Here is a 12,747-nt window from a genome sequence, read left to right as displayed (position 1 = left end):
GTTCATTAGCTAGATAAAGGTTGGCACAATAGTGTGTCAGCCTTTTCTTATTTATATAAGATAGCGTTTTGGGGTCTTGTATAAATTAACTGATTATGAATAAAAAAAAGAGAGGTAGAATAGGGATGCCTATGATGTATGTTTTTGAACTACTTCCACGATATCCTTTATATCGATCATTCTTTTTTCGCTCTCAGCATCTCCAATTTTTTCAACTATTAAAATAGTTTTGTCAAGTTTATTGGTAACCTGGTAAGTTGAATAATTTCTGCTCGGGAATTTGTCTAAGCAAGAGATAAGGTCTCCAATATCTATTTGTGAAATATTAAATCTCATACCATAGCGTTTAAAATTAAAACTTAGTTGTTTTAAGAAGCAATGAACTAAACTACGCTTTTTCTCTTTTAGAAACCTTAAGCTATTGTTATTTTGACTTATAACAATTAATTGTTGTTATTTTAACCCGTTATTTGTGCTGTTTGTGTAGTTTACCCGTTTTGGAAGAAGAGAAGATCATATTTTCCACTCAACGATCTCGTTTACCCAATCCTGTTTATACGACGCTGTAATTTTAATGTAGTTGTCGGAGTAGCCTTCCATCATGCCGTTCTTATTATTTTCTTCAAACAATACTTTTCTTGTTTCGCCAATATGTTGTTGCGTAAAGTATTGCATTTTTTGATAGCTAAGATTGCGCAATGTTTTATTCCGTTCATTACGAACATTCATTGGTACAACCGGCTTAATATCTAATGCAACTGTATTCGCTCTTTCAGAATACGTGAATACATGTAAGTAGGAAATATCAAGACTATGTAAAAAGTCGAACGTTTCTTTAAAGTCTTCTTCCGTCTCACCGGGAAAGCCAACAATAACGTCAACGCCTATGCAGCAATGCGGCATCAATGTTTTTATTAAGCCAACTCTTTCTGCGTATAATTCTCTTTTATAGCGGCGGCGCATCAATCCTAATATTTTATTGCTGCCGCTTTGCAATGGAATATGAAAATGCGGCATGAACTTTTTACTGTTGCTCACAAATTCAATGATCTCGCTGCTTAATAAATTAGGTTCAATGGATGAGATGCGGAAACGCTCAATGCCTTCCACTTTATCCAACTCTTGTACAAGTGAAAAGAAATTTTCTTTTTCGATCGTTCTGAAGTCTCCGAGGTTCACTCCTGTTAAAACAATCTCTTTAACATTATCTGCTGCCAATTTTTTTACGTTCGCTAATACACTTTCAATACTATCGCTTCTGCTTTTGCCTCTTGCCATTGGTATGGTGCAGAAAGCACAATTATAATCGCAGCCATCCTGCACTTTTAAAAAAGTTCTTGTTCTGTCACTGATAGAATAAGAAGCAGTGAAAGTATTTACATCTTCAATATCGCAGCTGCAAATTTTTGCGCTATCACCTTTGGTAATTTCTTTAAGATGTTGCGTGATGTTGAATTTTTCTGCAGCGCCTAATACCAGGTCAACTCCCGGAATTTCTGCGATCTCTTTTGGTTTTAATTGAGCATAGCAGCCGGTAATTACTACCATCGCTTCCGGTGCTTTGCGTTGTATGCGGCGCACCAGCTGTCGGCATTCTTTATCTGCATTCTCGGTAACAGAGCAGGTATTTATTACATATACATCTGCCACATTATCAAAGTCGGTTTTTACAAAACCATCATTCTCCAATAACCTACCTAAGGTAGATGTCTCGGAAAAATTAAGCTTACAGCCTAATGTATGTAATGCTACGGTTTTGCTCATGAGGCGCAAAGATACAAAAATGATGAAAGGCATAAGGTAGACGATATAAGGTGTTATTTTCGCAGTATGCTAAAAAAATATCTTCCCTTAATCATCCTGTTCATTGCAGCGTGCGCAATATGGTTTATAAAGTCGCACCAGCGTGGACATTATGTTCGCAATACCGATGTTCAAACGATCAATGTTATTCATGCGGATAGTATTATATCGGTGGATAACGATGATGACTTTAATCGTTCTGCATCAAAGATCATTTACAGCAAACATGCTAAGTGCAGAATGGATTGTCGCCATATAGATGAAGCGGAAGTAAAAGCGATATTAAAGAACGGGAAAGTAAATGAAAAGAAAATTGAAGAAGACGACAGAGGTAAAACATATCCATTGGAAGGCGTTGCCGAGGGGCATCACTTGCGCATTGTATTTGCTCCAAAAGAAAACGATGTAGTGGAAGTAGTTACCTGTATTGACCTGGATACAGATTGGGACTGCGATTGCAAATAGTAATTACCCAAATATTAACGAATTTCATTTATAGAATACAGTAATTTCGTTGTTGCGATTGAATGAATTAGTGTAATTCGAAATAATTAGTGTCATAAGAATGAAAATAAAATCCTTTTTGGCAAAACCTTTTGCCAATTATATATACAAGCAGATTAAAAAAGATATGGAATGTGCGGTGGAAAATCAGCAATCCATTTTTAATCATCTCATTAAAGAAGGCAGTAAAACAGAGTTTGGTAAAGACCATAACTTCAAGCAAATAAAATCTTATGAAGATTTTGTGCAGCATGTTCCCGTAAGAGATTACGAAGCGTTTAAGCCTTATATCGAAAAAATAAAAGCAGGCAGACAAAATGTTTTATGGAAAGGCTTACCAATTTACTTTGCCAAAACAAGCGGTACTACCAGCGGTATTAAATATATTCCCATCACAAAAGATTCTATTCCCAATCATATCAATACGGCACGTAATGCGCTTTTATGTTACATGGCTGAAACGGGCAATACAAAATTTGCCGATGGAAAGCTGATCTTCTTAAGTGGCTCTCCAGAACTGGAAAGAATAGGAGATGTACCTGTTGGTCGTTTAAGTGGTATTGTTAACCATCATGTGCCGAAATATTTACGTACCAATCAATTGCCTTCTTATGAAACCAATTGTATTGAAGATTGGGAAACCAAGCTGGATGCTATTGTGGATGAAACGATCAATGAGAACATGACATTAATCAGTGGTATTCCGCCATGGGTACAAATGTATTTTGACAGACTCATCGAAAAGAGGGGTAAAAAAATAGGAGAGCTATTCCCCAATTTTAGTGTGCTGGTACAAGGCGGTGTAAACTTTGAACCGTATAAAACAAAACTCTTTGAAAGCATTGGTAGGCCGATTGATACGATAGAATTATTCCCTGCAAGCGAAGGTTTCTTTGCTTTCCAGGATACGCAGAAAGAACAAGGCTTATTATTAAATACCAATAGCGGAATATTTTTTGAGTTTATTCCTGCAGCAGAGATATTCAACGATAACCCGACACGGTTAAGTTTAAAAGATGTAAAAACAGGAGAGAACTATGCGCTGTTGATCAGCAGCAATGCAGGTTTGTGGAGCTATAATATTGGTGATACGGTAAAGTTTGTTTCTACTGATCCGTATCGTTTAATCGTAACCGGTAGAATTAAACATTTTATCTCTGCCTTTGGCGAGCATATCATCGGTGAAGAAGTAGAAGCTGCTTTACAACAAGCGGCGACAGAAGAAAACGCAAGTATTACAGAGTTTACCATTGCACCAATGATAGCACAAGGTGAAGGTAAAAGCTATCATGAATGGTTTATTGAATTTGATAATGCACCGGCAAATTTAGAATCCTTTGCAAAAAAAATAGATGATAATCTGCGTAAGAAAAATGTGTACTACGATGATCTTATTGCAGGTAATATTTTACAGCCACTAAAAATAGCTGTTGTAAAAAAGAATGGCTTTATTGATTTTATGAAAAGTATTGGCAAGCTCGGCGGACAAAATAAAGTACCGAGATTAAGTAATGATAGAAAGATTGCGGATGAATTGGAGGCGTTTGTTGTTAATAAGAATGAGTTGGTTTAATAAGTTGGAATCATCGAATTTATGAAACGATGAAATTAGTATCAACCTATTTTGTCATGCTGAGGAATGAAGCATCTTATTCTTATTAAAATAGGATGATTATTGAAAATTAGATTCCTCGTGCCTCGGAATGACAAGCGAGAACTCTACTAAAGAACACAGCATAATTAAAGATGAAAATTGGTATGTCGATGAACGAAATGTGACACAACGATGCTGCCATGAAAAACCATCAACGGTACCCAAAATCAACTTGTAATCAGCCCAATCAAAAAAATCAAAAAAATGATAGTTCAGACAAAAAATAATATGTACATTTGCTGCGCAAAATAAACTCACAGAAAAGTGACCGGTAATAACTACATATCAATTACTACTACAGGCTCTGGCAGGGCCGTACTTTCTGTGGCATTTGTTTCTCAACCCACTCCCCGACGCCGACCTGGTTGCTGATAGGCCGAGCAATTTTCCATTGCCCCTGTCAGTGAAAAAATCTCCAATTCGGATTCTTTATAATTATTATTATCTAACATTTTTATTTCAATTTTTATCAATTGGAAAACAATAACATTACAATAAGGGTTGCAACTGCTAACGATGCGCATTATGCGAAAACCATTACCGATGAAATGGAAGCTTCGGCGCAGGCTCGTGGCACAGGAATAGCAAAGCGCTCGCCGGATTACATCGTTAAAAAAATGGAAGAAGGCAAAGCGGTGATTGCCGTTACCAACGATGGCACATGGGTTGGCTTCTGTTATATTGAAGCGTGGGGACATGGAAAGTTTGTGGCTAACAGCGGGTTGATCGTTGCTCCTTCTTTCAGAAAAAGCGGCGTTGCTAAAGATATTAAGAGAAGAGTTTTCGACCTTTCTCGAGAAAAATATCCTGATTCAAAAATATTTGGGTTAACTACCGGCTTGGCAGTGATGAAAATTAATTCAGACCTGGGTTACGAGCCGGTTACCTATTCAGAGTTAACAGATGATGAAGAATTTTGGGCAGGCTGTAAAAGCTGTGTGAATTATGATATCTTGATGAGCAAAGATCGTAAGAACTGTATGTGTACGGCGATGTTGTACGATCCGGCTGATCATGCACAACCGGAAGAAACAAAAAAAGATTTTGAAGAACATTCAAAAGTGTACGAGCGCTTTATGGAAGTAAAGCAAAGTCGTTTTTTGCGTTTGTTGAAGCGCAGGCAAGGTGGCGGCGGACCTTCTCCAAAATCTATGTTGAGACATTATTTTCATTTTTAAGAAAGTTCCACACAACGAACGCTAAGAAAACAAAGAACACAAAATCGTTGTTTCGTAGTATTCTTTGTCTCTTTGTGTGAAACAATAAACAATAACAATGAGCAAAAAAGTAGTATTAGGTTTTAGCGGTGGTTTAGATACATCCTTCTGTGTAAAATATTTAACAGAAGAAAAAGGCTATGAAGTACACTCCGTAATTGTAAACACCGGCGGCTTCAGCGATGAAGAATTAAAGCAAGTAGAACAACATGCGTATAAATTAGGCGTAAAAACGCATACTACTATTAATGCAGTTGAAAGTTATTACGATTCCATTATTAAATATTTGATCTTCGGAAACTGCTTAAAGAATAACACTTATCCATTAAGTGTAAGTGCAGAAAGATTAAGCCAGGCTTTACATATTGCGGATCATGCAAAAAAATTAGAAGCAGAAGCAGTAGTGCATGGAAGTACTGGAGCAGGCAACGACCAGGTACGTTTTGATATGATCTTGCAGATTGAAAATCCGGGTATAGAAATTATTACTCCCATCCGCGACATGAAATTGAGCCGTGAACAGGAGATAGAATACCTGAAAAGTAAAGGTGTTGAAATGAATTTTGCAAAAGCAGTTTACTCCATAAATAAAGGATTATGGGGAACAAGTGTTGGTGGTAAAGAAACCTTGAACAGTAAAGGTATTTTACCCGAAGAAGCTTGGCCAACACAAGTAACTAAAACAGGAAAAGAAGAAGTAAAACTAAGTTTTGTAAAAGGAGAGTTGAAAGCAGTAAATGATAAATCGTTTGACCATCCTTCCAAAGCAATACAATATTTACAAAACATTGCCGGTCCTTATGGAGTAGGTAGAGATATTCATGTGGGCGACACTATTATTGGTATTAAAGGTAGAGTTGGTTTTGAAGCAGCAGCGCCAATGGTAATTTTAAAATCGCATCATGCATTGGAAAAACATGTGTTGACCAAATGGCAATTGCAATGGAAAGATACCTTGTCTCAGTTCTACGGGAACTGGATGCATGAAGGACAAATATTAGATCCGGTGATGAGAGACATTGAAGCGTATTTGGAAAAGAGTCAGCGTAAAGTAACAGGTGATGTATTTGTACAATTAAACCCTTATCATTTCCAGATCATCGGTATTGAAAGTGAAAACGATCTGATGAGCAGCAAATTTGGCAAATACGGTGAAATGAATACCGGCTTTACCGGCGAAGATGTAAGGGGCTTTACAAGAATATTCGGAAACCAGGTGGGCATTTATCATAGTGTTTGCGAAACCAATAAAAAGAAATAATGATCAAAGCTGGAATCATAGGAGCAGCGGGCTATACAGGCGGTGAGTTGATTAGAATATTAATCAATCATCCTGAAGTGGAGATTGCTTTTGCACAAAGCGGAAGTAATGCGGGCAACTTAATAAGTAAAGTACATGCAGACTTGGTTGGTGAAACTGATTTAAAATTTTCTGCTGAACATAATTATGATGTTGATGTAATTTTCTTTTGTGCCGGTCATGGTGAAGCAAAGAAATTTGTAGAAGCAAATGATATTCCTGCATCAGTTAAATTAATTGATATTGGAAATGATTTTCGTTTGAATAAAGATGCTGCTATCAAAGGGAGAAAATTTGTTTACGGTCTTCCTGAATTGCAAAGAGAAGAAATTAAGAAAGCAAGCAATGTTGCCAATCCAGGTTGCTTTGCAACAGCTATTCAATTAGGATTATTGCCTTTGGCAAAAGCAGGCTTATTGCCGAATGATATTTATACCACAGGTATTACAGGTAGTACCGGAGCCGGTCAATCATTATCACCAACATCGCATTTTAGTTGGAGACAAAATAATATTTCAGCGTATAAAACATTAACGCATCAACATAATGATGAGATACAGCAATCATTACACCAGTTGCAAAATGTATTTCCTGCATCGCCAAAAGATGGTGGTTTAAGTTTTGTTCCATGGCGTGGAGATTTTACAAGAGGCATCTTTATAAGCTCACAAATGAATTGTGATTTGAGCATTGAGGAGTTGAATAAATTATATGAAGACTTTTATGCTGGTCATCCATTTACAGCAATAACAAAAGAACCTGTCTTTCTAAAACAAGTTGTGAATACTAATAAGTGTATTATTCAATTAGAAAAAGTGGGGAGCAGGTTAGTGGTTCATTCTGTAATAGACAATTTGACGAAAGGTGCAAGCGGACAAGCAGTTCAAAACATGAATTTGATTTTTGGATTGGGTGAAACTACTGGATTAAAATTAAAAGCAAATTCCTTCTAAAATAATACGATGAAATTATTCGACGTATATCCACTAAATGACATCACCATTGAAAAGGCTTGCGGCTCTTATGTTTGGGATGATAAAGGACAAAAATACCTTGACCTGTATGGCGGTCATGCGGTAATCAGTATTGGTCATACGCATCCGCATTATGTAAAACGAATAGAAGATCAATTGCACAAAGTAGGTTTCTATTCTAACTCTATAAAAATTCCTTTACAGGTTCAGTTAGCAGAGAAGTTAGGTAAAGTGAGCGGTAAAGAAGACTATCAATTGTTTCTTTGTAACTCAGGTGCAGAGGCAAATGAGAATGCATTGAAAGCAGCTTCGTTTTATAACGGAAGAAAAAAGATCGTTGCATTTACAAAAGCATTTCACGGAAGAACATCGCTTGCAGTAGCTGCAACTGATAATCCAAATATAGTTGCACCGGTTAATCAAACAGAGAATGTAGTATTTCTTCCTTTCAATGATGAAGCTGCATTACAGGAATATTTTGATAAGAACGGAAATAATGTTTGCTGTGTAATTATAGAAGGTATTCAAGGTGTAGGCGGAATAAGAGTGGCAACGGATTCATTTTTAAAATTGATAAGAACACTTTGCGATCAGCATAACAGTGTATTCATTGCCGATAGTGTGCAGTGCGGATATGGACGTAGCGGTAAATTTTACTCACATGATCATAGCGGTGTAAAAGCTGATATTTACAGCATGGCGAAAGGAATGGGCAATGGTTTTCCTGTTGCAGGTATTTCTATTTCACCAAAGATTCCTGCAAAACATTTTATGTTGGGAACTACTTTTGGTGGCAATCATTTGGCATGTGCGGCAGCTTTAGCTGTGTTGGAAATTATTGAGCAGGATGACTTAATGCAGAATACAGCAACGGTTGGTAACTATTTAATTGAAGAAATAAAAAAACTTCCTAAGATAAAAGAAGTTAGAGGTAAAGGTTTAATGATTGGAATTGAATTGCCGGAAGAGTTGAAAGACGTAAAGAAGAATCTTTTATTTAAACATAAAATATTTACCGGCGAAGCAAAACCGAATGTAATACGTTTATTACCTGCGTTGAATTTGGGTAAAGCAGAAGCGGATATATTTTTAGATGCATTACAAAAAGAATTAAAAGCATAATACTAGAATGAGAAATTTCATTTCAGTTAAAGATGTAAGTAATATTAATGAGTTAGTAGCAAAAGCGCTATCTTATAAAGCCAATCCATTTGCTGATAAGGCATTAGGTTCGGGTAAAAGAATCGGCTTGCTATTTTTAAATCCTTCTTTACGTACAAGGTTAAGTACGCAGGTAGCGGCTCAAAACTTAGGACTGGAGCCAATTGTATTCAACGTTGATAAAGATGGTTGGGCACTAGAATTTGAAGATGGTGCTATCATGAGTGGTAATACTGTTGAACATGTAAAAGATGCTGCGCCGATCTTAGGAAACTATTTTGATATTCTTTGCATACGTGCATTTCCTACGTTGCGTAATAAAGAAGAAGATTACAGCGAAGAAGTGATGCACTCTTTTATTAAATATGCAGGCGTACCGATTGTAAGTTTGGAAAGTGCAACATTACACCCATTGCAATCACTGACAGATATTATTACCATTAAAGAATCGCAGATAAAATCAAAAATAGAAAATCGTAGACCGAAGATCGTATTGACCTGGGCGCCTCATATAAAGCCTCTTCCACAGTGCGTTCCAAACTCTTTTGCAGAATGGATAAATGCCTGGGGCGAAGCTGATTTTGTAATTACGCACCCGGAAGATTATGAATTGGATGAGAAATTTACAGAAGGTGCAACGATAACGACAAACCAGGATGAAGCATTGAAAAATGCAGATTTTGTATATGTAAAAAACTGGAGCACTTATACTGATTACGGCAGGATTTATACCAACGATCCTGCATGGATGTTGAATGCAAAAAAGATGGCGCTCACAAATAATGCGAAAGCCATGCATTGCTTGCCCGTAAGAAGAAATGTAGAATTAAGCGATGAAGTATTAGATAGCGAAAATAGTATTGTTACACAGCAGGCGTCAAACAGAGTGTGGGCGGCACAAGCAGTGTTAAGCAATATTCTAAAATCAAATTCTTAATGGACAAGGTTTTTGTTATAAAGGTAGGTGGCAATGTAGTTGACAATGATGCTGCGCTTGATTCATTTCTAAAAACATTTGCATCCATAAAAGCGAAGAAGATATTGATTCACGGTGGCGGAAAAATAGCAACAAAGATTGGTGATAAATTAGGCATTCAATCAAACTATATAAACGGAAGACGAATTACAGACGCAGAAACGATTGATTTGGTAACGATGGTGTATGGCGGGTTGGTGAATAAAAAAGTAGTTGCTAAACTTCAATCACTAAATTGTAATGCAATTGGTTTAACAGGCGCTGATGCAAATATTATTCCTGCCACTAAAAGGCCAGTTACGAAAGAAGGAATTGATTTTGGTTTTGTGGGTGATGTGGATACAAAACAATTAACAATATATAATTTGCAATTGTTGTTAGATGCAGGATTGACACCAATCCTGGCACCTCTTACGCATGATGGGAAAGGGCAAATGCTGAATACCAATGCCGATACTGTCGCTTCTTCTTTAGCGGTTGCATTGTCGAAAGCATACGATGTTCGTTTGATCTATTGCTTTGAAAAGAAAGGCGTTTTGGAAAATGTGGAAGATGATAATTCAGTCATTACTTTAATTACTAAAGATATTTATCAGCAATTGCTGGATGGGAAAAAATTATTTGATGGCATTTTACCAAAAATAGACAATGCTTTTGCTGCAATTGATAGTGGTGTAAAAGAAGTATTGATCGGCGATGCCAACGATCTGTTACAAAATGTAACAGACGAAACAAAAGGAACTTTAATAAAGTAACATGAAAGAATCTTTATATAATGATGCGGTTGAATTGTTAAAGCAATTGATCAGCACGCCTTCTTTTTCAAAAGAAGAAAATGATACAGCAGAGATCATCATCAACTTTTTTACAACACACGGCATTCCTTGTTCAAGAGTAGGCAATAATATCTATGCAAAAAATAAGCATTACGATGTAAACAGACCGTCGGTGTTGTTGAATTCTCACCATGATACGGTTAAGCCAAATAAAGGTTATACGCTTGATCCGTTCACGCCAATTGTAAAAGATGATAAGCTATTTGGATTAGGAAGTAATGATGCAGGAGGATGTTTGGTTTCTTTGATAGCAACATTTTTATATTTCTACGATAAAGACAATATCAATCACAATGTAGTGTTTGCCGCAAGTGCAGAAGAGGAGATAAGCGGTGTAAATGGAATTGAATTGGTGTTGCCATACTTAGGAAATATTGATTTTGGAATTGTAGGCGAACCTACAAAACTGGAAATGGCTGTTGCAGAAAGAGGATTGATGGTTATTGATTGCGTGGCTCCGGGCAGAGCTGGTCATGCGGCGCGTAATGAAGGAGAGAATGCTTTATATAATGCAGTTGATGATATTAACTGGATCCGCAATTATAAGTTTGATAAAGTAAGTGAGTTGCTCGGTGAATCCCGTTTAACCGTTACCGTTATCGGCACAGAAAATACACAGCATAATGTAGTGCCATCTACCTGTAAATATGTAATTGATGTGCGGGTAAATGAATTATATACATTTGAGGAAATATTGGATGCACTGAAAGCGAATCTGAAAAGTTCATTCAAGCCTCGTACGACAAGGATGAAATCAACCTCTATTAAATTGGATCATCCGTTAGTAAAAGCAGGTATTGCATTAGGCAAAGGTTATTACGGTTCGCCAACAACATCAGATAAAGCATTAATGCCGTTCTCTACGCTGAAGATGGGACCCGGTGATAGTGCAAGAAGTCATACTGCAGATGAGTATATTTATTTAAGCGAGATAAAAGACGGTATCGAAACATATATTAAATTACTAGAGCAAATAGTGTAACATGAAGCTTTGGCAAAAAGATAAAACATCATTACAGGAAGTAGAAAAATTTACTGTTGGCAACGACAGGGAAATGGATATGTATTTAGCGCCTTTTGATGTATTGGGTTCTATTGCTCATGTTACCATGTTGGAAACAATTGGTTTAGTAACAACTGATGAAAGAGATGTGTTGGTAAAAGAATTAAAAAACATCTATCAACAAATAGCAAAAGCTGATTTTAAATTAGAAGATGGAGTAGAAGATATACACTCACAGGTTGAATTGTTATTGACTCAAAAATTGGGCGATGTCGGCAAAAAGATTCACAGCGCAAGAAGCAGGAACGACCAGGTTTTAGTAGATCTGAAATTGTTTTTAAGAAGTGAGATTGAAAAGCTGGTTGGCGTAACAAAAGAGTTCTTTGATCTGTTAATTGCTCAAAGCGAAAAACATAAAAGTGATCTATATCCCGGCTATACGCATTTGCAGTTAGCCATGCCATCTTCCTTTGGTTTATGGTTTGGTGCTTATGCCGAAAGCTTAAGCGATGATTTGATTACATTGCAAGCAGCTTATGAAGTAGTCAATAAAAACCCGTTAGGTTCAGCAGCGGGTTATGGTTCGTCTTTCCCAATCAATAGAACATTAACTACGGAATTATTAGGTTTCGATGATTTGAATCATAATGTAGTATATGCACAAATGGGCAGAGGAAAATCGGAACGCATTGTTGCAAGTGCTTTAGCAAATATTGCAGCAAGCTTAGCAAGATTAAGCATGGATGCTTGTTTATACTTAAATCAAAACTTTGCTTTCATTTCTTTCCCGGATGAATTAACAACAGGCAGCAGCATTATGCCGCATAAAAAGAACCCAGATGTATTTGAATTGATACGTTCGCATTGCAACCGTTTGCAGGCATTACCGAATGAGATTTTAATGATGACCACCAATCTTCCATCTGGTTATCATAGAGACTTGCAATTGCTAAAAGAACATTTGTTCCCTGCATTTAAAACGTTGACTGATTGCATTCAGATGGCAGGATTAATGTTGAGCAACATCAGCATTAATAAAGATATCCTGGCAGACGAAAAATATAAATACATATTCAGCGTAGAAGAAGTAAACAAGTTGGTTTTAAAAGGTATTCCTTTCAGAGATGCTTACAAACAAGTTGGTTTATCAATCGAAAAAGGTGAGTTTATGTATTCAACTAATGTAAGTCATACACACGAAGGAGCAATCGGCAATCTTCAAAATGAAGCCATTCAACAGAAAATGAATGCTGTTGTTGAGAGATTTAAATTCAATAAAGTGAAACAAGCCTTTGATAAACTAATAAGCTGATCATTTT

At 36.6% G+C, this 12,747-nt stretch carries 12 protein-coding genes; 10 read left to right on the top strand and 2 right to left on the bottom strand.

The genetic code is table 11. From position 1 onward, the window contains the following. Positions 1-129 precede the first annotated feature (129 nt). On the bottom strand, positions 130-336 hold the full coding sequence (locus K9M53_RS11800; RefSeq protein ID WP_224015104.1) for a hypothetical protein: 207 nt from the start codon (positions 334-336) through the stop codon (positions 130-132). Positions 337-513: 177 nt separating this feature from the next. Further along, complete coding sequence (mtaB, locus tag K9M53_RS11795) at positions 514-1,764, bottom strand: tRNA (N(6)-L-threonylcarbamoyladenosine(37)-C(2))-methylthiotransferase MtaB (RefSeq protein ID WP_224015102.1); 1,251 nt, start codon at positions 1,762-1,764, stop codon at positions 514-516. 66 nt (positions 1,765-1,830) lie between these two features. Here mtaB and K9M53_RS11790 point away from each other — a divergent pair, with 66 nt between their 5' ends. The 10 genes from K9M53_RS11790 to argH all read left to right on the top strand — a co-directional run bounded on the left by K9M53_RS11790 (position 1,831) and on the right by argH (position 12,740). Beyond that, entirely contained in the window at positions 1,831-2,268 is a 438-nt protein-coding gene (locus tag K9M53_RS11790; RefSeq protein ID WP_224015099.1) for a DUF4258 domain-containing protein, read from the top strand. Between the two features lie 118 nt (positions 2,269-2,386). Continuing rightward, positions 2,387-3,880, top strand: a complete 1,494-nt coding sequence (locus K9M53_RS11785; RefSeq protein WP_224015097.1) for a GH3 auxin-responsive promoter family protein — start codon at positions 2,387-2,389, stop codon at positions 3,878-3,880. 554 nt (positions 3,881-4,434) lie between these two features. Next, positions 4,435-5,139, top strand: a complete 705-nt coding sequence (locus K9M53_RS11780) for a GNAT family N-acetyltransferase (protein WP_224015095.1) — start codon at positions 4,435-4,437, stop codon at positions 5,137-5,139. Positions 5,140-5,236: 97 nt separating this feature from the next. Further along, positions 5,237-6,439, top strand: coding sequence for an argininosuccinate synthase (argG, locus tag K9M53_RS11775; protein ID WP_224015093.1), 1,203 nt, complete (start codon positions 5,237-5,239; stop codon positions 6,437-6,439). Next, positions 6,439-7,431, top strand: coding sequence for an N-acetyl-gamma-glutamyl-phosphate reductase (argC, locus tag K9M53_RS11770; RefSeq protein WP_224015091.1), 993 nt, complete (start codon positions 6,439-6,441; stop codon positions 7,429-7,431). The genes argG and argC overlap by 1 nt, the downstream gene beginning before the upstream one ends. A 9-nt stretch (positions 7,432-7,440) precedes the next feature. Then, the gene (locus K9M53_RS11765) at positions 7,441-8,574 is read left to right on the top strand and encodes an aspartate aminotransferase family protein (protein WP_224015089.1); all 1,134 of its coding nucleotides are present in this window, start codon (positions 7,441-7,443) and stop codon (positions 8,572-8,574) included. 7 nt (positions 8,575-8,581) lie between these two features. Beyond that, positions 8,582-9,550 (top strand): N-acetylornithine carbamoyltransferase, encoded by a 969-nt coding sequence (locus K9M53_RS11760; RefSeq protein WP_224015087.1) that lies wholly within the window; start codon positions 8,582-8,584, stop codon positions 9,548-9,550. After that, positions 9,550-10,344: an acetylglutamate kinase gene (argB, locus tag K9M53_RS11755; protein ID WP_224015085.1), complete on the top strand. Its 795-nt coding sequence runs from the start codon at positions 9,550-9,552 to the stop codon at positions 10,342-10,344. The genes K9M53_RS11760 and argB overlap by 1 nt, the downstream gene beginning before the upstream one ends. A gap of 1 nt (position 10,345) precedes the next feature. Next, entirely contained in the window at positions 10,346-11,407 is a 1,062-nt protein-coding gene (locus K9M53_RS11750; protein ID WP_224015083.1) for a M20 family metallo-hydrolase, read from the top strand. A 1-nt stretch (position 11,408) separates the two neighbouring features. After that, positions 11,409-12,740 (top strand): argininosuccinate lyase, encoded by a 1,332-nt coding sequence (gene argH / locus K9M53_RS11745; protein WP_224015081.1) that lies wholly within the window; start codon positions 11,409-11,411, stop codon positions 12,738-12,740. Positions 12,741-12,747 lie beyond the last annotated feature (7 nt).

This window comes from Ferruginibacter albus (assembly GCF_020042285.1).
Classification (GTDB): domain Bacteria; phylum Bacteroidota; class Bacteroidia; order Chitinophagales; family Chitinophagaceae; genus Ferruginibacter; species Ferruginibacter albus.
This window is presented reverse-complemented; position numbering and strand designations above follow the sequence as displayed.